The organism is Gracilinema caldarium (assembly GCF_029265695.1).
Lineage (GTDB): Bacteria > Spirochaetota > Spirochaetia > Treponematales > Breznakiellaceae > Gracilinema > Gracilinema caldarium_A.
Genome location: NZ_JAJUHW010000021.1, coordinates 23,984 through 46,403 on the forward strand (window position 1 = coordinate 23,984; position 22,420 = coordinate 46,403).

At 48.3% G+C, this 22,420-nt stretch carries 19 protein-coding genes; 12 read left to right on the plus strand and 7 right to left on the minus strand.

Features of this window, described 5'->3' with window-relative positions:
* Positions 1-77: 77 nt before the first annotated feature.
* From Q7P68_RS08250 to murB, 3 genes are all read right to left on the minus strand, one after another.
* The gene (locus Q7P68_RS08250; protein WP_304224685.1) at positions 78-1,313 is read right to left on the minus strand and encodes a Crp/Fnr family transcriptional regulator; all 1,236 of its coding nucleotides are present in this window, start codon (positions 1,311-1,313) and stop codon (positions 78-80) included.
* Between the two features lie 196 nt (positions 1,314-1,509).
* Complete coding sequence (locus Q7P68_RS08255; protein ID WP_304224686.1) at positions 1,510-2,640, minus strand: FecR family protein; 1,131 nt, start codon at positions 2,638-2,640, stop codon at positions 1,510-1,512.
* Positions 2,641-2,725: 85 nt separating this feature from the next.
* Positions 2,726-3,679, minus strand: coding sequence for a UDP-N-acetylmuramate dehydrogenase (murB, locus tag Q7P68_RS08260; protein WP_304224687.1), 954 nt, complete (start codon positions 3,677-3,679; stop codon positions 2,726-2,728).
* Positions 3,680-3,713: 34 nt separating this feature from the next.
* Between murB and cysS the strand changes: the two genes are divergently transcribed.
* The 6 genes from cysS to pyrH are packed head-to-tail and all read left to right on the plus strand — an operon-like array spanning position 3,714 to position 9,138.
* Positions 3,714-5,168 (plus strand): cysteine--tRNA ligase, encoded by a 1,455-nt coding sequence (gene cysS / locus Q7P68_RS08265; protein WP_304224689.1) that lies wholly within the window; start codon positions 3,714-3,716, stop codon positions 5,166-5,168.
* A gap of 41 nt (positions 5,169-5,209) precedes the next feature.
* Positions 5,210-5,722, plus strand: coding sequence for an RNA polymerase sigma factor (locus Q7P68_RS08270; protein ID WP_304224691.1), 513 nt, complete (start codon positions 5,210-5,212; stop codon positions 5,720-5,722).
* Entirely contained in the window at positions 5,712-6,272 is a 561-nt protein-coding gene (locus Q7P68_RS08275; protein WP_304224693.1) for an anti-sigma factor family protein, read from the plus strand. Before Q7P68_RS08270 ends, Q7P68_RS08275 begins: the two co-directional genes overlap by 11 nt.
* Positions 6,273-6,278: 6 nt before the next feature.
* Positions 6,279-6,821, plus strand: coding sequence for a hypothetical protein (locus tag Q7P68_RS08280; RefSeq protein ID WP_304224694.1), 543 nt, complete (start codon positions 6,279-6,281; stop codon positions 6,819-6,821).
* A complete protein-coding gene (locus tag Q7P68_RS08285) occupies positions 6,818-8,446 on the plus strand; it encodes a transglutaminase domain-containing protein (RefSeq protein ID WP_304224696.1) in 1,629 nt (542 codons plus the stop codon). The genes Q7P68_RS08280 and Q7P68_RS08285 overlap by 4 nt, the downstream gene beginning before the upstream one ends.
* 8 nt (positions 8,447-8,454) lie before the next feature.
* A complete protein-coding gene (gene pyrH / locus Q7P68_RS08290) occupies positions 8,455-9,138 on the plus strand; it encodes a UMP kinase (protein WP_304224698.1) in 684 nt (227 codons plus the stop codon).
* A gap of 9 nt (positions 9,139-9,147) precedes the next feature.
* Here the strand turns inward: pyrH and Q7P68_RS08295 are convergent, their stop codons facing one another.
* Positions 9,148-10,869, minus strand: a complete 1,722-nt coding sequence (locus Q7P68_RS08295; protein WP_304224700.1) for a coiled-coil domain-containing protein — start codon at positions 10,867-10,869, stop codon at positions 9,148-9,150.
* A 128-nt stretch (positions 10,870-10,997) separates the two neighbouring features.
* On the opposite strand from Q7P68_RS08295, the gene Q7P68_RS08300 reads away from it, so the two are divergent.
* Positions 10,998-11,375: a CoA-binding protein gene (locus Q7P68_RS08300; RefSeq protein WP_304224701.1), complete on the plus strand. Its 378-nt coding sequence runs from the start codon at positions 10,998-11,000 to the stop codon at positions 11,373-11,375.
* A 147-nt stretch (positions 11,376-11,522) separates the two neighbouring features.
* Here Q7P68_RS08300 and Q7P68_RS08305 read toward each other — a convergent pair whose 3' ends face one another.
* Positions 11,523-12,053 carry a hypothetical protein gene (locus Q7P68_RS08305; RefSeq protein ID WP_304224702.1) on the minus strand — a complete coding sequence of 177 codons (531 nt, stop codon included), beginning with the start codon at positions 12,051-12,053 and terminating at the stop codon, positions 11,523-11,525.
* 209 nt (positions 12,054-12,262) lie between these two features.
* On the opposite strand from Q7P68_RS08305, the gene Q7P68_RS08310 reads away from it, so the two are divergent.
* Together Q7P68_RS08310 and Q7P68_RS08315 are read left to right on the plus strand one after the other, a co-directional pair.
* Positions 12,263-13,918 (plus strand): diphosphate--fructose-6-phosphate 1-phosphotransferase, encoded by a 1,656-nt coding sequence (locus Q7P68_RS08310; RefSeq protein WP_304224715.1) that lies wholly within the window; start codon positions 12,263-12,265, stop codon positions 13,916-13,918.
* An 87-nt stretch (positions 13,919-14,005) separates the two neighbouring features.
* Entirely contained in the window at positions 14,006-15,178 is a 1,173-nt protein-coding gene (locus Q7P68_RS08315; protein ID WP_304224716.1) for a type III PLP-dependent enzyme, read from the plus strand.
* Between the two features lie 196 nt (positions 15,179-15,374).
* Here Q7P68_RS08315 and Q7P68_RS08320 read toward each other — a convergent pair whose 3' ends face one another.
* The gene (locus Q7P68_RS08320; RefSeq protein ID WP_304224718.1) at positions 15,375-17,129 is read right to left on the minus strand and encodes a glutamine--tRNA ligase/YqeY domain fusion protein; all 1,755 of its coding nucleotides are present in this window, start codon (positions 17,127-17,129) and stop codon (positions 15,375-15,377) included.
* Between the two features lie 414 nt (positions 17,130-17,543).
* Here Q7P68_RS08320 and bcp point away from each other — a divergent pair, with 414 nt between their 5' ends.
* Positions 17,544-17,999: a thioredoxin-dependent thiol peroxidase gene (gene bcp / locus Q7P68_RS08325; RefSeq protein WP_304224720.1), complete on the plus strand. Its 456-nt coding sequence runs from the start codon at positions 17,544-17,546 to the stop codon at positions 17,997-17,999.
* Between the two features lie 47 nt (positions 18,000-18,046).
* A complete protein-coding gene (locus Q7P68_RS08330; protein WP_304224722.1) occupies positions 18,047-19,945 on the plus strand; it encodes a methyl-accepting chemotaxis protein in 1,899 nt (632 codons plus the stop codon).
* Between the two features lie 54 nt (positions 19,946-19,999).
* Here Q7P68_RS08330 and Q7P68_RS08335 read toward each other — a convergent pair whose 3' ends face one another.
* Positions 20,000-20,566 (minus strand): hypothetical protein, encoded by a 567-nt coding sequence (locus Q7P68_RS08335; RefSeq protein ID WP_304224725.1) that lies wholly within the window; start codon positions 20,564-20,566, stop codon positions 20,000-20,002.
* Positions 20,567-21,091: 525 nt separating this feature from the next.
* Between Q7P68_RS08335 and rsxC the strand changes: the two genes are divergently transcribed.
* Positions 21,092-22,420, plus strand: a 1,329-nt coding sequence (gene rsxC, locus Q7P68_RS08340; RefSeq protein ID WP_304224727.1) for an electron transport complex subunit RsxC, incomplete at its 3' end; no start/stop codon positions are given.

Genomic DNA, 22,420 nt, shown 5'->3' on the forward strand with positions numbered 1-22,420 from the left:
GCCCCTATCACGGAACCACCCTACCCTCTTTATCGGCACATATAGAATAGATTTAAGAACTTTCTCTTAGTATGTTGCTAAAGACCAATGCGGCTTGCGGCTTCTCGGCGGGCCCGTTCGATTTTTTGCATTTTCCGGTAATATTCGGTTTGTTTAACTACCTCGGACACGTCAGTAATGGAAATTTTATTATCCACCACACGTATTTTAGAATTTTCCAAAAGTTTGCGGATAACCAGGTTGCCCTCTGCAGTGGGGAGCCCCACCATATTAATCAGTTCTTTGGGACCAAAATCGAAGGTATGCGGAGCGTTCCCCAGAGGAACTCGATTTTTTTCCAATTGGATCAGCAAGGCATCGTACATTCTGCCCAAAGGATCAGTGATAAGTGTGTTGGCAAGCTGTTTGTAGATGAACCAAATCCGCTCTGCCAAAAGCTGGGTAAGACGGCTAATAATTTGAGGCTGAGTGCCTACCATCCGTTCAAAGTTTTCTTTGTTTACCGCAAGGACTGTACAGTCTTCGTAGGCAATTGCATTGGCAGACCGGGGCTTAGACTCCAGAAGGGCCATTTCGCCGAATATGTCCCCCTGTTTGAGCACCGCCAGCAGCACCTCATTGTTGTCCACAATCTTGACAATCTTTACCGAGCCCTTCTGTATAATATAGAGCTCATCCCCGGGCTGCCCTTCGGAAAATATCATGGTATCCTTGGGATAGGTCCGGGTAAACTCGTCCGCTTTTTTATCCAAATACACCGCTTTGGCATAGGGTGCAATCTTTACCATCCGTTCACGGGCAAGCTGAACATTCTGGCCTGTCGGACAGTATTTAATATATTGATGATAGGCAAAATACGCTTGGTTGTATTGGCTCTGTTTGGCGTAATATTCAGCCACCTTGAAAAGGTGCGAAGGATCGTTATCGGCTGTGTTTTTTAAGGTAAGGCGGGTAAGAGCCTCGTCCAAAAAGCGCATTCGTTTGGAGAACTGGAGGATGATCTTCATTGCTACAGGGGTGTTGTTCTGGATAAGCTGAACATATTGGTCTTTTTGAACTGAAATGAGGGTTACATCAGTCAGAGCTTGGGCAGTTTCAATATGGCTATGACCGGACATGGTAGCCACAACACCAAAGAAATCTCCGGGACCCAGTATATTACCGCCCTCTTCTTCTACAACTTCCACCTCTTTGGATACACGCACCTTTCCCTGACGGATAATAAAGAAACGGTCGGCATTCTGTTTGCCTTCTACAATTATATAAGAATCTTTCTTAAAATTTACAAAGGCTAGCTGCAGTTGATTTACCATCCTGCTCTTTGTCCCCCTCGGTGGATACTTAAGTATAGGAAGCCCCCTAAGGCTTTGTCAACGGACAAAGCCTGTATGAATGGGGAAAAATCAGCGGATCAGTTGACTTGAGCCACATTGCAAAATACCGTGGCTACACTGCAACACAAAACAATCGCAAAACCAATTTCAAAAATGGCCAACGAGAGTAATTCGCTTATTCCTTAAAGAAACTGTCTGTTTCGTCAAAGAAACTGTCTTCGTTTTCTCCTAAAGAGACCGGTTCCTTTCCTTCATTCCGCGCGGCATACAGGGCAAGTGCAAACCGATACTCGGCACTTCTTCGTTCCAGTTCTGATTTTTCGCTAGCAACCTGCCGTATAAAATCTTGAACCGTTTGTCCGTTAAAGAGTTTGGCTTTAAGCGCAGACCCCGGAATATAGGATTGGATTTCATCCAGACGGTAATAGATCCGCTCAAAGAAGAACAGCACTTGCCGTACAGCCATGAGTTTTTTCACCATAGCAGCCTTTTGCTTCATTACCTGTACATCCTTTGAGGATGCTGGTTCTAGCCCATCCCTGAATTCTTTTTTCCACTGTAAAAACACCTGTTCCCGGGCTAGATCGTCAGAGGCAGCACGGAAATCATCCCGATATCGCAGATAAGAGCGGGCATATTGATCCAGGGCTTTCACAGCTGATGCTTTAAAGGCGCTGATTTCTTCTGTATTCCAACGGTTTTGGAAATCTTCCAAAGATGAAACTGCTACCGGTATTTGCTTAAGCCGCTCCCCGGCGGTTCGGGCAACAACTTGGCCGGGGACCGCATAGAGTTCGTCGCCCTCATCTCCGGTACAGGCAACTTTTCCATCGGTACAGGTAACTAAAAGCCCATTATTGAGAGATACAATGACAACAAATTCGGTACCCCTGACACCCATGACAGTATTGCCGGTTTTAACATTGAGTGCCGGGTCTCCGGCTATCTTTTTAACCTTTATTCCCACAGAGCCGCCCAGAACATCACCCTCTGTAGCTGGGCTGCCATTTACCACCTGGGTCTTAACCGTAAATACTGATTTGGGCTTTACAATGAGGGTACCCCGCATGCCAGTTTCGGCGGTAAGACCGATCACCAGGCCTCCATCGGGGCCTGTTTTTATCAGATCATAATTCTGGATGGGATCTCCAAGATCAATTTTGGAGAGCACCTGACCATTGCGGGTAACCGTTACGGTGCCCATAATTTCCTGAACTATGCCTACCTGATTCTGGGCAGAAAACGCAAAGGACTCAAGAACAATGAGTAAATACACGATGAATGAAACCCTTTTAAATGTATGCACGACAGACCTCCTCATAGGCCAATACTTAGCAAGTATGTTTATCGGCAGCCCGATAGTAACAGTATAGCAAAGTCAAGGTGTATTTTCAGGACCTTTTCTCTTCTCCGCTCCAATCACCAACAAAAAGGATTTCGCATTCAAGCTCATATCCCAATGCCTGCTTTACCCGTTTTTTCAATTCTTCAGTCAAAAGGTATATATCCTGGGCGGTTGCAGTGCCGGTATTCACGATTATGTTTCCGTGCCAGTCGGCCACCTTGGCCCCGCCAATGCTGAGGCCCCGAAGTCCAAGCTCATCAATCAATTTGCCTGTAGGCTTGCCAAAGGCATGATTGTTCTTAAAAGCCGAACCAGCCGAAGGCAGCCGGTAGTGGCCCTTGCTTTCCCTATCCTGCCGGTAGCCTCTCATTTCTTCGTACAGGGATTCCCGGCTTTGAAATGCTGTTTTGAATCGAGCTCCTAAAATGAGTACCCTTCTGTTTTGAAAGGGGCTAATTTTATAATCGAAATCCACTGCGTTAAAGGGGATCCACTCTTCTTGAAAAGTTTCATTTAGTATCCATGTTTCCAAAAGCACATCCGATATAGAGCGATTGTAACAGCGGGCGTTCATCCAGACGGCGCCTCCTATGGAACCGGGCATGCCAGCAAGGAAGGCAAGGCCCTGCCGTTCATGCTGCGCACAGACCTCAGAGGCAGCGTCCACTTCGGTGCCCCCATAGACCAGCACCGTCTGTTCATCAAACTGCAGGCCGGACCAGCTGCCCGTATCCAGCACTATGCCCCGGATGCCTCGGTCTGATACTACCAGGTTGGCCCCTCCCCCGAGGATAAATACCGGAATATCCGCTTCCCAGGCTGTTTTTAGGAGTAACGCGGCATATTCGGGGAAACGATTGCCCGCGGGCCGCACCCACACATCCGCAGGGCCCCCTACCTTAAAAGTCGTATGGCGAGCCATAGGCTCATCAAATCGGATGTCTCCCTCAAAGCCATACTCCATATTGATTTTTTCCAATAATTTCCGTAGGTTTACCATATTGCTATTGTACCGAAATTGATGCGGAGGTTCCATGCCACTATCCTTGTATAACACCTTAGGCCGCGAAATGCAGGTTTTCCAGCCGATACAATCCGGTAAAGTTGGTTTTTATGGATGCGGACCGACAGTTTACAACTATGCACATATCGGTAATTTGCGGGCCTACGTTACCCATGACATCCTGGTCCGTGCCCTCCGCCGTCTTGGATACCAGGTTACCCATGTGATGAATATTACCGATGTGGGGCATCTTTCTGGAGACGACGATACGGGCGAAGACAAAATGGTAAAAAGCGCCGAAGAACGGGGCAAAACAGTTCTCGAAATCGCTGCATTCTATACCGAAGCATTTTTCCGGGATACCGAACAGCTCAACATTATCCGGCCCACGGTGGTCTGCAAAGCCACAGAACATATTCAAGATATGATTGCCCTGATCCAGCGGATCGAAGCCCGGGGCTACACTTACCGGGCGGGCGGGAACCTCTATTTTGATATTACCAAGTTTCCCACCTACGGCGAACTTGCCCGGCTTAAGCTGGAGGACCTCAAAGCTGGCGCCCGTATCGATGTGGATGAAAATAAACGGAATCCCCATGATTTTGCCCTTTGGTTTACAAAAAGCAAATTCGAAAACCAGGCGCTTACCTGGGACAGTCCCTGGGGACGGGGTTACCCGGGCTGGCACATTGAATGTTCTGCCATGAGCATGAAATACCTGGGAGAGCAGTTCGACATACATGCAGGCGGTATCGACCATATCCCTATTCATCATACCAATGAAATCGCCCAAAGCGAGGCCGCTACGGGCAAAAAATGGGTTAACTACTGGGTCCACAACGAATTTTTAGTTCTCGACAAGGGCAAAATGTCTAAATCGAGCGGTAAGTTCCTTACTTTGCAAAGCCTCGTAGATGCAGGTTATGATCCTTTGGATTACCGGTATTTTCTCCTGGGCGGACATTACCGGAGCCAGCTCCAATTTTCTTTTGAGGCCCTGGATGGGGCACGCAGTGCCCGCAGGGCCCTTATGGACAGGTTATACTATCTGGCGGGGAAATGCGCTTCGCTACCGGAGCCATGGACTGGGAAACCGGGAGACAAGGGGCTTTCAGATAAGGGACAGACATACCGAGAGGCCTTTAATCGGGCTATCGAAGAAGACCTTTCCACCCCGCGTGCCCTGGCAGAACTGTGGGGCCTTATCCGCGATACGGAAATAGAAGGCGCTGAAGCCCTTGCAATCGCCTTTGATATGGACCAGGTGCTCGGTCTCCGTCTGCGGGAACAGCTTTCGGAACCCCGGGCAGAGCAAAAGCTTGATCCTGCTTTTGTACAGGAAATTGAAGCGCTCATTGCAGAACGTAATGCTGCAAAGAAGGCAAAGAACTACCAGAGGGCGGATGAAATACGGAATATGCTGAGGGATAAAAACATTATATTAGAAGATAGCCCTCAGGGAACAAGCTGGCGTTTGCTTGTGTAACGAATGCGAGGATAATGTTGTTATTTAATACAGGCACACGGATGTCAATGGCCGAGTTTAGGCGTCTCTATGACAGCACCTTCCCTGTGTTGTTCAGGGTCGCCTACCGTATTGTTGGGACAGAAGATGCGGCAGAGGACCTGTGCCAGGATGCTTTTTTTAGACTCTATGAACGGAACATGCAGTTCCCGAATTTGGAGGAAGCAAAATATTGGCTGATTCGGGTGGTAAAGAATGCAGCTCTGAATTACGCCAAACGGAAAGAACGGGAACGGCGGGCTTACCAGCGAGCTTTTCAGGAAGACCTTCGCAGGAGCGAAACAGGGGAGTCTGAGTATATTACCGGAGAAACGAGACAGGAAGTACAGGAGGCGTTGCAGAAACTGCCTGAAAATATGAGAACCGTACTGATATTAAAGGAATATGGAGAATTAAATTATAAAGAGATTGGCCGTATTCTCGGTATAAGTGAGGGAAATGTTAAGGTCCGGGTTTTTCGAGCCCGTGAACAATTAGCTGCCCTAATAGGAAAGGATGGTACCCATGTGTCCTGATTCTCAGCTTATATCTTTGTATAAAGATGGCGAGCTTCCTTCTCCTTGGAAAGAAAAACTGGAAGCCCATTTGGGAACCTGTCCGCAATGTTCCAAAAAACTTGCATCCTACAACCTTGTTAGCGATTTTTTACAATTAAAGCATATAGACGAGAGTCATCTTGAATCGGCCCAGCGGGATGTTTGGAAACATCTATCACGTTCTATTCCCCAGACAGAGCAGACAAACACCCGACTCCGGTGGAAACATCCTATAGTGCTGCCCCTTCCGGCGGCTATTGCCGCCCTCGTGTTGGTAGCCCTCCTCGCATCGCTGGTAACCCCCTTTATCCTGCACCAAGGAACTGCCAACACCCAAAGCATTGCCAAAATAAATACGGAAGTACCGGGAATTGTTCCTGTCTCTGATATAAAGGAAGTGCTGAGATACCTCGAAAACCAAAGCTCTACCACCGATATTGTGATTATCAAATTGCCAGATACAGGCAGTTTTATCCCCTCAGGGCAACCTGAATTAATACGGGCCGTCGATTATCAGGGGAGGAAATAGGTCACTATGTCGCTACCATCGGTCTCCCGGGATTCTACACTGCTGAGTCTTTTTCTCTACATCGTTTCCCTTTCTTTGTTCTCCCAGGAAGCGCCTCTCACAGAACTTCCTGGGCTTAAGGAACGGGCGGTGGTTTTAGATATTATAGCCCGGGTTGTAGAATTAAATGAAACAGAAACATGGACATCCGAAAACTCTAAAGTGACTATTCCCGGCAGACCGGTAACGATAAAGCTAGTAGGGCAGAATGTTGTAGTCTTGGCTCAATTCACCCCCTATGTCCGGGAAGACGGTAAAAAGTTCCTGGTAGCCCAAGGACAGGTTTGGATTGATACTGAAGATAGCGGCATAAAATACCAAACAACGGTGCAAACAATTCCCCTGGATTATGGTGAACGACTGTTTTTCTTTCCTTTGGGACAAAAAACAAAGGATGGAAAAAGCCGTATAGAAATTCAGTTGGAACTGAAACCCTATGTAAAAGAGCCTCCATCAAAAGAAGATCCAACGAACACTGACAATACGTCTGGAGATACACCTAAAAAATGACCAGGTCCCTGAAAGCAACTATCCTACTCTCTCTCTTTGCCTCCTTATTTTTTGCTTCTTGTCTTTCAAAAAGCCCGCGGATAGAGTCCATTGATCCCCGTATTGGCAGCCTCGGAGAAGTATTAACCATTCGGGGACAGCATTTTGGAAAAGAACGGGGAGAAAATTATGTGACTATAGGCGGGATTATCCCCACCGCTTCCGCATATATCCAATGGCAGGATGATTTGATTGCCTTAAGAACCCCTGATTTTGGAGATTCAGGCCTCGTGTATGTCCATGTGAACGGGAAACGGAGCAATGCCAGCCTCTTTACCAACCGGTCTGTCATGCCCCAGCGTATTACCGACACCCAAACAGGCAGCGGCCCTGCCCTTTCATCCCTGGCCCCTGTTTCTGGGCGAATAGGCTCCCTCGTTACCCTTCAGGGGAGCAGCTTTGGTGCAGCCAGAGACAAATCCAAGGTTCTTTTTAGCTGGAATTCTGAAAATTCCCTGAATGCTCTCGGGGACACAAGCCAAAGCTTAAAAACCGTAGAAGTATCAGATACAGAACTAGGATATGAATACTGGAGCGACCGGGAAATACGAATTCGAGTTCCCGATGGGGCTATCAGCGGTGCTGTACAGGTTGTTACCGATCAGGGAACGAGCATGCCCCTTTTCTTTGATGTGGTTGATAAACCGGGCTCTAAGATGTTCAAAGATAAAAAGAGCTATGCAATTTCATATGGGGTAGATGTAAAAATTCAAAAAGCAGCTGTCCCTAATGCATTGTACCTCTGGATTCCAATCCCAACAATCAGCGCTCAGCAGCGCATATCCCAGCAGCTTGCCAGATCTATCGACCCCTTTGTGGAAAATTACCTTGGTTCATCCCTTTTCCAGATCAAGGATCTTCAGACCGGAACAAACAATACTATTACAGTCTCCTATGTGGTCGATGTATACGCGGTAGAAACTTCAGTGAGAGCCCAGTCTGTTGTACGCAATACCAATGCGCCTATTCATAGTTTATATACCCAGAGCAGCTCCCTGATACCCTCGGATAATCAGGAAATTCAGAAAAAGGCAAATGCGGTTGTAGGGAAAGAGCAAAATCCCTATATTCAAGCCCAGCGTATTTATGAATGGCTGACCGCCCAGGGCGGTATCCGGCAGGAACCGGTACAAACAAGTTTAATCGAGGCTATGAAGAAGCAAGTGCTTGATGCATATACCGCAAGTCTCTTGTTCTGTGCGATGGCCCGATCGCTCAATATTCCAGCAATTCCCGACGCGGGAGTACTGGTAAATAAATCGAGGGAAACGAGAAAACATTATTGGGCAGAGTTCTGGGTTGATGGATTGGGCTGGATACCTGTGGATCCTGCCATGGGAGCCTCCGCTGTACCCGAATCCTTTGTGTTCCGTTCCGATGCAGCCAGCTATTATTTTGGCAATGTGGACAGCCAGCGGATTAGCTTTTCCCGTGGTATAATCAATTTGTCATCCATGGATCCAAAGGGGAAAATTGTACAGCGGGATAGAGAATATGCCCTACAGAATATTTGGGAAGAATCTACAGGGACCCTAGAGTCCTATTCATCTCTCTGGAGCGATGTACTCGTTACCGGAGTATATTAGGAAATAATATGGTTACGGTTATTTCACTGGGCGGTTCCATAGTTGCCCCCGATGGTGTTGATTCGGATTTTATTGCCGCTTTTATCGCTCTGCTTAAGACAGAACTTGCGGCGGATGAAAAAAGGCGTTTTATACTGGTAGTTGGCGGCGGCGGCCCCGCTCGAAAATACCAGCAAGCCTACCGAGCAATTGTCCCAAACGGATCTGATGAACAGGCGGACTGGATTGGTATTATGGCTACCCGCCTCAATGCCCAGCTGCTTAAGGCGGTTTTGGGGGATTTATGTACCCAGGATGTAGTTACCGATCCCTCCCAAGTAGGGCCCTTTGTGGGCCGTGTGCTGGTTGCCGCAGGCTGGAAGCCAGGCTTTTCCACCGATTTTGATGCGGTACTCCTGGCAGAACGATTCCAGGCAGACAAGATTATAAATCTTTCTAACATTGCTAAGGTTTATACCGATGATCCTCGGAAAAATCCTGAGGCAAAACCGATTGATTCCATTTCCTGGGCCGATTTTAGAGCCATAGTTGGAGATGACTGGGTTCCGGGGAAAAATGTGCCCTTTGACCCCGTTGCAAGCCGCCATGCGGCCAAGATCGGTCTTAAGGTAATCTGTGCCGCCGGAAAGGACCTAGAGAACCTCAGAAAAATCCTTTCCGCTCAGGATTTTTTCGGTACCACCATAGGTTAGCGACGCTGGCTAAAACAGGTAGGTACATCCAAAGGTAAAGGCGTGCAGAACCGAGGTTTCTTCGAACTTCACGCCCATATCGGTGAGGGGGCTGCGGATTAAGCCTTCCCAGCCCACATTCCAGGCAAAGGGCCGCAGGAATGGCAGCCTGAACAAACAATTGAATGCGGCCGAACCAATCCAAAAAGAGGATTGTTGCGCGGAACCAGCACGAACCCTGGAAGAAAGGTCCAATTCAAAGCCAATAGAGCGTGATGGACGAAGTATGCTTTGCAGCCCTCCATTAACATAGGCAAGCATATGCTGTGTTTCTCCAGGGAACTCCCAGCTCAGTGTATTGACCCATAGAAAATAATTTTTTTGCTGTCCCTGTATGTTTCCCGGAAGCCCCCAGACAGCTTCAATCGCGGTAATCGGCTTCTGCTCCTTCCGATTCCAGTCCCAGCGGATCCCAAGTCCGAGTACACTCCGTCTGAAAAAACCTAAAGCCATTTGCTGCCGGATATTCAAAGGATCGGCCTCAAAAAGGGATTCTGAACCGGATAGGACCTGAGTTCGTCCCCATAAGCCGCCGCCAGCGCTTAATGGCAGCGACCCTTCTGCCGTAAGAGCTAAACGCAGGGGTACCGATACGGTTTCTGGTCCCCTGTCCCCTGGCTTTATCCCCATGGGGAACCGGAAACCCATAGAAATAAAATGAGCCGGTTCGTGGTTCACCACCCAACAAAGAGCCGATACGGTCTTTGAACGCCAGAGCAATTCACCGGAAATTTGACCATGAATAGAGTTGAGCTGTTTTTCGAGGCCTTGAATACGCAGATCCAATAGGGATGCCCGTTTTGCAAGGTAACTTTCAGAATCTCTTGTTTGGGATTTCTCAAGTCCCTCAGTAGCCCGAAGAAACTGCTTTCTTTGCACCACTGCGGCTTCCTGCTGCTGGCGGCACTGTACCGCTGCAGTTTCAAGCTGCTCCTTGGTATATCCCTGAGGGCTTGCTGCAATCCTGGCCAAGCTATCGCGGTTTGTTTCGATACCAAGCAGCGCCTGCTCTATCTGATCGAAAAGAGCAAGTATTTGTCCCGTACTTTGGGCTATAGTCAGCTGACGCTGGGCCGTTCTCACCCGTTCTATACCTTTAACGCTTGTGTCTTTTAATGAATGGGTAAGCAGCTTTAGTTCCGCCGCTTTCCGTTTACCCCGGGAAGAAAAATAAAAAGCATCGTCCACCGGGTCTAGGTAACGCAATACCGCTTCTAACTTAGTCTGGGCTTGCGAATAATAGGTTTCGGCGCTTCCTAAATTTCCTTCATTTTCAGCCCGTCCAGCATTTTGGAGAAGCGCTTCTATTGCAGGGATTTCCTCTTCCGTCTGGTCTAAAAGGTTCGTAAGTGTCGTTGCATAACGGCCAACATAGAGCGCTTCCGCAAGCCCTTCATCTATTTCCAGCACCGCAGTAGCCTCCCAGGAGCCCAAGGGTGTCTTGCGGGTTTCCTGGGTTACTATTCTTCCGTTTCTTAAAGCTTCAGGAGCAAAAAGATCCCGGTACAGTACATCTCGGTGAAGCACGGTAAAAACCATTTTGTTAATCGCATCAAGCTGGGCAGCCTCGACAGCCGCTTCTTTGCTGTTGCCCTTTCCCTGACCTGAGGCTGTATATGTGCCTTGGCTCTGTGGGAATAACGAATAGGCTCCACACAGTAATATAGAAATCGCAATATATATGTTTTTCATAGACAATCATTCCTTTTTTTAGTATGTTATCGATAATATAACGCAATGAAACTAATTATCATCAAAAGTGACCGACTTTTGCAATTGGCTTAAATAAATAAGGTTTTTAAAGGAGACAGCACGATATTATGAGTAACGCTACTGAACGCACTGTGGTTGTCCTTGGTGCAAGCAACAACCCTGACAGGTATTCATACAGGGCGGTGCGGGAACTTTTATCCCATGGATTCAAGACCATACCGGTTAACCCTCATCTGAATGAGATCCTTGGTTTACCGGTTATTTCGTCTTTAAAAGATATCAATGAGGGGGTAGATACCCTCACGGTTTATGTTTCTCCGAAACATTCTTCGGTACTAAAAGAGGAAATACTAGCATTAAAACCCCGGAGGGTCATTTTTAATCCCGGAGCAGAAAACGAAGAACTGGAAAAAGCACTTGATATATCGGGGATTCCTTATCTCCATGCATGCTCTTTAGTGCTGCTTTCTACCGGAAGATTTTGAAAAATCCTGAAGAGACATATTGCGGGGCGTTACGGGGCAACATCGGATGGGCTGCCACAACTAGATAAAAAGTGAAGGTGGCCAGTTATGTGCCCCGTAGAGGGGGTGGGGTCCTGTCGTGCAGGGCCCCAGGGGGAGACTTCCCCCTTATTTAAAGACGATATTAAACTTGCCACCGATATAATATAAGAATCCAATGTTGGTCGACTCAGGTAACATAAACCCAATCGCGCCACCGCCAAGGCGGAACGAATTTCCGAATCTATACCAAAGCGACAGGTCTGGCATGAACACTTTTCCGTTTTCGAATCGGGTCTGTCCCAAGGCATACATGCCAAAGAACCCACCACCCATCTGAGCTACCGCGGTAAGGTTCCAAATATCCGCTTCGATGAATGCATTGGGCCAAAAAATAGAAGCGATTAAAAAGGTATACATCCTGAGCCCGAGGCCAGCTCTCAGAGAACCGAAATCGAACTGATAGTAGAGATCTATTTCCGGAATTGGGAAAATGTAGTCAGTAAGAAACTTATTCACTTCGGGATCGCTGAACACTTCATTTCCCGATACCGAACCTGCCCCACGTGGGATTTCGATACCGAGATCGATCCTCAGTTGGGCAAAGGCGGGTAAGCTGAGAAGCAACAGCATAGCTATAATGACACTACACCGTTTCATAAGATACCTCCTTATTTTTCCCGCACATGCACTGCTCCAAAAAACATCTTTCTACAGGATGCAAGCCCGTGCATGATTGAGAAAGAGCACAGAACTCTCTATGTATTAAGTATATCACATCCTTGAAAAGATTCCATGTTTTTATGTAGTATAACGCACGCATTGTGGTTCTTTGCGATTTTGTTATTTTTGAGCGAAGGAGTCTTGTCATGGAAATATCTGCTCTGCAAAAGGCTCGGTATGCGTACCGGCCTAAACTTCCGGCCATTTTGACTGCGCCGGTATCTGAAATTGCCGTTGAGTTTGGTGCTCCTACCGAATCGGTAGCAGATCAGGCGGATCTGCGGGCCCTCTTTAAGCATAGTTACGGGAAACCGATTGCCCGCTTTGTAAAAGGAAAAAACGAAAAAATCACTCGAAAACTTACGGTTGGTGTTATTCTGTCGGGCGGCCAAGCTCCCGGGGGACACAATGTTATTGCAGGCCTCTATGATGGGCTCAAGAAGGGCAACAAGGATTCCAAACTCTATGGTTTCCTGGGCGGCCCCAGCGGACTTATCGAAAACAAGGTGGTCGAGATTACCGATGCTTTTATGGATGAGTACCGGAACACGGGCGGCTTTGACATGATTGGTTCTGGACGCACCAAGATTGAAAGTCCCGAACAGTTTGCCGCATCTTTGGAAACCGCTAAAAAACTTGGGCTTGATGCGGTGGTTATTATTGGCGGCGATGATTCCAATACCAATGCGGCCCTGCTTGCGGAATATTTCCTGGACAAGGGGGCTCCGATTCAGGTTATCGGCTGCCCAAAAACTATCGATGGGGACCTGAAAAACGAACACATTGAAACGTCTTTCGGATTTGATACGGCCACCAAGACCTACAGCGAACTGATTGGCAACATCGGCCGGGATGCTAACAGTGCAAAAAAATACTGGCACTTTATAAAGCTCATGGGCCGCTCGGCAAGCCATATTACCCTTGAATGTGCCTTGCAGACCCAGCCCAACATTTGTCTTATCAGCGAAGAAGTGGAAGCAAAAAAGCTTGCCCTCGGCCAGATTGTAGACCAGATCTGCGATTCCGTGGTTAAGCGGGCAGCCAATAAGGAAAATTTCGGCGTGGTGCTTATCCCCGAGGGTCTTGTGGAATTTGTCCCCGAAATGAAAAAACTGATTGCGGAACTTAACGACCTCATGGCCCACTATGCCGATGAATTTGCAGGCCTTTCGGGTTTTGAAGCCCAGACTGCCTGGCTTGGCAAAAAGCTGACCGCTGAATCGGCCAAGGTTTTTGCGAGCCTCCCCGCAGAAATTGCCAAGCAGCTCCTCATGGACCGGGATCCCCATGGCAACGTGCAGGTCTCCCGCATCGATACCGAAAAGCTCCTCATCGGCATGGTTGAGCAGCGGCTAGCGGAACTGAAAAAGGCCGGTACTTATACGGGCAAGTTCAGCGCCCTGGCCCACTTCTTTGGCTATGAAGGCCGCTGCGCGTTCCCCTCCAATTTTGATGCCGATTATACCTATGCTCTTGGCTTTACCGCCTTTGTACTCATTGCCTCGGGCCTGACCGGGTACCTTTCCAGCGTGAAGAACCTGACTGCCCCCGCAGACCAGTGGATCGCCGGCGGTGTTCCGCTTACCATGATGATGAACATGGAACAGCGGCATGGCAGCAAGAAACCGGTTATCCGCAAGGCATTGGTCGAGCTTGAAGGCAAACCATTTAAGGCCTTTGCGGCAAAACGGGCTGAATGGGCGGTTAAGACCAGCTTCCTCTTCCCCGGCGCTATCCAGTACTATGGACCCGCCGAGGTCTGCGACCAGCCGACCAAGACCCTGATCCTTGAACATTCTTGATTTTCTGATACAAAGGCGCCGGCGGTTTTTAATTAATATAAGACCGCCGGGGCTCGCCATTACATTTGCCACAAGGAGGGGGCTCTTATGATAGATCGCTCCGCCTATTACGATGATGCACAATGGGAGCGGTTTATGACCGCCGCGGAAGGGAAAGAGACCCCCTTTATTCTTGTGGATTTGGGCATTATTCGCCGTAACTACGAACGGCTTGCCCAGCTTTTTCCCTTTGCAAAACAATACTATGCGGTAAAAGCAAATCCTGCTCCTGAAGTTATTACACTCCTTCACCGTCTCGGTTCTAATTTTGATATTGCATCCCGATGGGAACTGGACAAGGTGTTATCCCTGGGGGTCGCTCCCGAACGGATTTCTTATGGAAACACCATTAAGAAAGCTCGCGATGTGGAGTATTTTTACCAAAAGGGGGTCCGTCTATTTGCAACAGACAGTAAAACCGACCTGCACAACATTGCGAGCAAGGCACCGGGCTCCCGTATTTATGTGCGGATTCTAGTAGAAGGGTCCCAATCGGCAGACTGGCCCCTGTCACGCAAATTCGGCTGTCACCCGGATATGGCCTACAGTCTCCTTGTGGAAGCCAGAAGCCTGGGGCTTGAACCCTACGGTATTTCTTTTCATGTGGGAAGCCAGCAGCGGGATATTGGGCAGTGGGACGAAGCAATTGCAAAAACCAACTATCTGTTTCGCGCCCTGGAAGAAGAAGAGGGCATAAAGCTAAAAATGATAAACATGGGGGGCGGGTTCCCGGCCCATTATACGGTTCCAACCCATGAACTGACGACCTACGCCAAAGAAATTACCCGCTATTTGCACGAAGATTTTGGCGAAGAACTGCCTGAAATAATCCTTGAACCAGGCCGCTCCATGGTTGGGGATGCGGGGATTATTGTAAGCGAAGTGGTCCTCGTTTCCCGTAAAAACAATACGGCCCTGCAGCGCTGGGTATACACCGATGTGGGTAAGTTCAATGGATTGATTGAAACCCTGGATGAGGCTATTAAATACCCTGTGGTTACCACCATGCAGCCGGGGCTCAAAGAGGGAGACGTGATACTTGCCGGGCCTACCTGTGACAGCATGGATATTATGTACGAAAAGGCGGGCTATCAGCTGCCCTTGAATCTCGCTCCCGGCGATAAGCTCTACTGGCTTTCCACTGGGGCCTATACATCAAGCTATGCGGCTGTAGAGTTTAATGGATTCCCCCCGATAAAAACCTATTTTATCGAAGAATAGTGCCAATTTCAAAAGTCGGTTACTTTTGAAATTGGCTTTGCGATTGCTTGCGTTTGCGTTGCAACCGCTGCACTTAATCGCAGATCTCAAGGTAGCTCTTTCAAAACCCCCTGAGTTTTGAAAGAGCCTCAATAAGCAGCCTGCACTGGGGCCAGTCCTGCGGCGAGGCAGGCTGGTCCCCAAACAGCTGGGGTTCTTATTCGGCTGATTGTCCGACTACTTTCTTTTCTATCTTTGCCCAGGTATCCCGCAATCCTACGGTTTTGTTAAATACCGGTTTTGTACCCGCGTTGTCCGGATCCCGGACAAAATATCCAATCCGTTCAAACTGAAATTTTTCTTCCGGTTTTGTGTCTGCGAGACAGGGTTCCCCATAGGCGGTTTGAATAACCTCGAGGGAGTTCGGATTAATGTTATCCAGGAAGGACCCGCCGGGGGGTACATCCATGGGCCGTTCAACCGCAAAGAGGTAGTCGTAAAGCCGGACTTCAATCGGGATGGCATGACGGACCGATACCCAGTGAATGGTGCCCTTTACTTTCCGGTTATCCTGCGCATTGCCGCCCCGTGTTTCGGGGTCATAGGTACAACGAACCGCAGTAATCTGGCCGGTCGCGGGGTCCTTATCAAAGCCGGTACAGGTAACGATATAGCCGTAACGGAGCCGCACCGAGTTGCCTGGGTAGAGCCGGAAGTATTTAGGCGGGGGCACTTCCTGGAAATCGTCGGCCTCTATCCAGAGTTCCCGGCTAAATTGGACTTTTCGGCTCCCAGCAGAGGGGTCCTCGGGATTGTTGACCGCATCCAGCTCTTCTACTTTATCTTCCGGCCAGTTTTCGATAATGAGTTTGAGGGGTTTCAGCACCGCCATTACCCGATTGGCCCGCTTATTAAGGTCCTCCCGCAGACAGTGTTCAAGGAGAGCGATATCAACCATGCTGTCGGTTTTGGCAATACCGATACGGGACATGAAGTCCCGAATTGCCTCAGGGGTGTAGCCCCGGCGGCGGAGACCAGCCAAGGTAGGCATACGGGGATCGTCCCAGCCGGAAACATATTTTTCGTTAACCAGCTGGAGCAGCCAGCGCTTGGAGAGCACGGTTCTGGTAATATTGAGCCGGGCAAATTCGATCTGGCGGCTGGGAAATACTTCGCATTCCCGGATAAACCATTCATAAAGGGGGCGATGGATTTCGTACTCCAGAGAACAGAGTGAATGGGTTATACCTTCTTTGGCATCCGAAAGGGGATGCTGAAAGTCATACATGGGGTAAATGCACCAGGCATTGCCGACCCGGTAATGGGGTATCCGCCGGATTCGGTACATAACCGGGTCCCGCATGACCAGGTTTGGATGGGCCATATCAATTTTGGCCCGCAGGGTTTTTGAGCCATCGGGGAATTCACCGGCCCGCATCCGCGCAAAGAGGTCCAGGTTTTCTTGTACCGAACGGTTGCGGTAGGGGCTGTCTTTTCCCGGAGGGGTATGGGTGATGTTATTTTTATCTGCTACCGCGGTCCCCCGGTACACCCGGATTTCCTCTTCCGAGAGGTCATCCACATAGGCCTTGCCCTTCTTTATCAGTTTAACCGCCAGTTCATAAAGGTATTCATAGTAGTCCGAGGCATAGTATTCCCGGTCTTCCCAATCGTACCCAAGCCATTTAATGTCCCGTTTGATAGCTTCGACATAGGACATGTCTTCTTTTTCTGGATTGGTGTCATCGAATCGAAGGTTGGTTTTTCCGCCGAATTTTTGGGCCATGGAGAAATCGACACTAATGGCCTTTGCATGTCCGATATGGAGCCATCCATTTGGTTCCGGCGGAAAGCGGGTATGAACATGGTCATATCGGCCGCTTTTGAGGTCCTCCGCAATGGCTTCGCTGATGAAATCGGTTGATTCCGGCTTTACATTTTCGTTGTCCGCTGCACTGGCTGTGGTTTCCATTGATACTCCTTCCGCACTTCAGGGGTGCGGTAGCTACATAATGCTCAAGAATGGGTTGGCCGGTCAAGCCTTGCCGGCACTGGCGGGGGAGCGGATGGGGCGGTAAGCCTTGAACGAAGCGGTTTTCTCTGGCGGCGCAGCATATCCTGGGGGTCCTGCCGGAAGAAAAAGCGGGGACCCCTTTATCCCCATTTTTCCTTCCGTCACCCCCCGTAGCAGTTCCGTGCCGCCAGAGAAAACACAGGATCTATGAAAGTTGCCAGGGTCGGCTCCCCCGCTAGCCTTTAACATAATAAGATCTGTTGTCGGCGAAGCTTGCACAAAAGGCCTTGCCGGCACTGGCGGGGGAGCGGATGGGGTTATTTGCCTGGAACAGCAGGGTTTCAGTATTTTAACAGAAGAGGAGAAACGACCATGCTGCAAATTGGCGACAAGATGCCTACTTTTGAACTGCCGGATCAGGAGGGAAAACTGGTAAAATCATCGGATTTTGCAGGGAAACCTCTGGTTGTATATTTTTATCCCAAGGATGACACACCTGGGTGCACCAAAGAAGCCTGTTCTTTCCGGGATTCTTTTAAAGAGTTTAAAGATCGGGGAATTACGGTTATCGGAATCAGCGCAGATACGGCCCAAGCCCACGGTAAATTTGCATCAAAATATAATCTTCCTTTTGTTCTCTTATCAGACCCGGACAAATCGGTCATTAAAGCCTTTGGAGCCTGGGGAGAGAAAAAAATGTATGGAAAAAGCTACGAGGGAATAATACGGAGTACTTTTGTTATCGATGCAGAAGGAAAGGTGAAAAAAGTATTCCCCAAGGTAAAACCGGAAGACCATGCGCAGGAGGTTCTGGCAGCCTTAGGATGAGCCGATTATAAATTTGCTTTTATCCGAGCGGTCATTATAATCAATATATGACCGTTCGTAAGTTAACCTTCCGGATCCTCGCTGCTACCTTTTTAAGTATTTACGCATCAATTTTTGCCTATTCATTGCTGCTTCCCACTATTCTGGTTCAGAATTGGGAAAATATGGTTGAGTTTTGGATAAAGATGTTTGTGGTGGTCAATGTTATCGGCCCCCTCGCAACAGCATTGGTATATGTTATTTACAAACCGGTGGCAAAGGTGCTTCTCCTGGGGGAACAGAATCGCGAACCAAGCGCAGCGGAAATAGATAAAGCGGAACGGGCATTTAAGTCGATAGAGGGCTTTTTATTTTTTATTGGAGCAAGCGCCTATCTTGCAGGGGCACTATTAAATATAGGCCTTGATTTTATGCGTAAAATCCCCATCGATACCACCTATTGGACGTACCGTATTGTGCTTGCCATAAGCTTTGGAATCATCAATGGAATTGTAACTGCCCGCATGGTCAATTTGGCGTGGATAGAAGCAAAACACCGGATGAACATTACCATTATTGATGATAAGAGAAAGCCAGCTTCTACCATTGTAAAGCTTGGGCTCCCGGTTTTACTGCTCCTCTTGGTTGTCATCATTTTTGCCAGCGCTGCTATCCTGTATTACTCCTATTGCTGTATCAAGACACCAGAATTGCTTTCCCATTCTGTCATTACTGCCCATTTTTTAAAAACCTTTGGATTGCTAGCTCTCATCAGTATCGGTATTTTGTTTACCCTATTGGTAGAAAACCAAGCCCATATCCATCATTTGCAACAGCAGATTACAAGCCTTTCCCAGGGATCGATGGACCTTACCAAACGGGTGTATATCATCAGCTTTGACGATATCGGCTTTATGACTGCGGGTTTTAACCGGATACTTTCCCAGCTTCAGGAAAGTTTTAGACTGCTCAAGACATCGGAAGCTACGGTATTAGAGACCGGGGAACAAACCCAAAACCTCATTATCAATTCTAAAAGCGAAGCTGAGCATATTTCAGGAATGATTGCGGATGTAGAGGACAGTGAAAAAACCGAGGAAACGGTTATTCATGAGCTCGTTTCCAGTTTTGAGACCCTTACGGCTAATATCCACAAGACATTGGATAAATCCAGGGAACAAAATTCATTTATTGAACAGCTTTCCAATACACTTAAAACCATGATTCAGTCCTTTACGGACATGAGCAGCCGTGCTGTGTCTGCGGCGACCAGTTTCCGTGAATTAACGACTACCATTGCAGAGGGGGAAAAGGGGGTTGGGGAGCTTGTTGCTGCAAACCGATCAATGATTGAGGCGAACTCTAAAATACGGGAAATGACATCCCGTATCATGAACATCTCAGCCCAATCTAACCTGCTGGCTATGAATGCCGCCATAGAAGCAGCCCATGCAGGAGAAGCAGGGAAAGGCTTTGCAGTGGTGGCCGATGAAGTTCGAAAATTGTCTGCCAGTTCCGCGGTAACCGCCCGGGATATTGATGAATATGTAAAGCAAATTCTCCAAAAAAACCAGATTGTGGAAACCCTGAACGAAAAGACTGCCAAGGTTTTTTCTGGACTCCTTGTAGAATTGAATACCGCGCTGCAAGGCATGGACCACATTGCACAGGCAGCACAAGAAGAAACACAGGACGCCGAAAGAAGCGTGCAAGAGCTAGACCGGCTTCTTGTTATGACCGAAGAAATGAAGCAGGATACGAATGCTATCGAAAATACCTATCAGACGGTCACGGATAAATTATCCAACCTTTCGAGTATCCTGGCCAGAATGTCCGAGATTAACATCAACATGATTAAAGGCATGAATACAATTATGAATCTTTTTGCGGAGCTCGGCACTTCGTATAATTCAACCTTTACTGCCATCGAAAGCTTAGATAAGGCCATGGCACCCTATACGGTATAACAGAAAAAAGTTATAGCCTTCATGGGAAGGCGGCAACAAACAAAACCGCTACATTTAAAAAGAGGCGAGAAAGCAAATCCCGATTAGCAGATACACCTTTACGAGATTGAGATCCCCTGTATCCTGCAAGAGAGGAAGCTTGCTGCTATACCACCAGAAAAGACCAATTTGACTGTCGATCCGGAAGGTATATTCAATAAAGTCGTTCTTATGGCTCTGGGCGCCAAAAAGAAGATAAGCTAATTCCCCAAGTATATTGATGAACACCTTTATGGCTTGATCATAAAGACCAGCCTCCATGGCTTCCACAAAACGGGGTATTCTCATAAGTAATTTTTCTTTATGAGCCTCGTCAGCCTTTTCCACCCATGTTTTATGAATGAGAAGTTCCACATTGTTGCGGAAATGTACGAGGATCCGTTTTATGACTATATTGGCCTGGGTATCGTTCAAAGCCTGATTAAAATCGTTTTCAATTCCAAGAAGCCGGGCAAATTGCTGTTCGTCCGGGAAGCCTGCAGACCTCGGGGCTCCCACTCCCGTTGCGGGAAACAATCGTTCAGCTAATTCCCTGTACTCAGCGGGGATCACATCATCAATCGTCATCATCGTGGAGCTCATAGTGGTACCATGCTGCTTAATTGAAAAAGTGTCAATACCTGGCAAGCAATAGAAAGATACGGAGTTTCCGCGACAACCCCTCATTAAGGGAAGTATACTTTTCACTAGAACAGCCTGCTAAAACAGCCTGCTCCTCTTGCAGTTGTTTCGCGAGAAGATTAAAATTCCCATAGACCTACAGCTACAGGAGGTTTGTATGAAGTCATCGGATCATCCCAAACGGGAGGAAAAAAAGAAACCCCAGAAAACCCTAAAGGAAAAACGGGAAGAGAAAAAAGCTAAGAAGGAACAGAAATCCCAAGAATAAACTATCGTATCGGGCTAATCGAATTGAGGTTTCGGTTAGCCCTTCGATTTCACTGTTTTATCTATATAATTTTATAGATAAAGTCATAAACTGCTTGACGCACCCCTCAATAGGGAATATCATATCTTTACTATACAGCATTAAATCACGCACACTTTTCCAAATCCGAAGGGTCCAAGCTATTTCCAGCTCATGGTCCAGCATAAGGAGGGCCTTATATGGCCATTAAGACGTTTAAGGGCGGCATACATCCGCCTGAGCGAAAGGCAGCCACTACCGGCAAGGTCATTGAACGTATCGCTCAACCCAAACAGGTAGTGATTCCCATCAACCAGCATTTCGGAGCTCCGAACAAAGCCCTGGTGCAAGTAGGGGATTCGGTAAAAAAGGGACAAAAAATCGCCGACGGGGCAGCCCCGGGGCCGATGACTGTCCCCGTCCATGCATCTATCGCGGGGGTGGTTAAAAAAATTGAACCCCGCACCCAGTCCAACAATCTGGATGGTCTATGCGTCATTATCGAAGCCAATGGTACCGACGAAACCGATTTTATGCCTCCCCTGGATGCTTTTTCCTGTACTAAGGAAGAAGCCATCACGAGGATTCGCGAAGCAGGACTCGTCGGTATGGGCGGCGCAGGATTCCCAGTTCATGTAAAACTAAATCCGCCGCCAAACAAACCCATTGATATAGTTATTGCTAACGGAGCAGAATGCGAACCTTATCTTACCATCGATGAAGCAACCATGATTGAGTTCCCCCACCTTGTGGTGGAGGGCTTAGCGATCGTCATGAAAATTGTGGGTGTCTCGAAGGGTGTCATCGGCCTGGAAAACAACAAGGCCCGTGCATTGGGAGCTCTGGAAAAGGCGATTGCCGAACATAGCCATGGTTTTGACATTTCGGTCCAGCTCTTAAAAACCAAATACCCGCAGGGGGGTGAAAAAATGCTCATTACCGCCATCACCGGCAAGGAAGTTCCCTCCGGCGGGCTCCCTATGGATGTGGGGGTGGTGGTTCAAAACGTCGGCACCCTTAAGGCAATCGCCGAATCATTTATTGAAGGGAAGCCTCTTATAGAGCGGGGACTCACCGTTACCGGCGGCGCATGCAAGACCCCTAAAGACATTATTGCTCCGATTGGGACCGTATTGTCAGAAATTCCAGATTCGGAAGTGGGAATTGATGAACAAAGGGTCGTAAAGACCATTTTCGGCGGTCCGATGATGGGCGTTGCGGTGCCCCACATGAATATTCCTGTGCAAAAAAATACCTCCGGCGTGGTTCTGATGACCGCCGAAGAGTGGGGCCGGGATACGGACGAGGAAGGCCCCTGCATTCGCTGCGGACGCTGCATCAAGGCCTGTGCATGCCGGCTATCTCCGGTCATCATGAACAATGCACTAAATGCAGGAGAACTTGAACAGGCTGCAAAAATCGGCCTTTTGGATTGTATTGAATGCGGGGCCTGTACCTATGTATGTCCCGCCAGAATTCAGTTAGTCCAGCGGTTCCGGGTTGGCAAACAGTTGCTCAGGAACAAACGG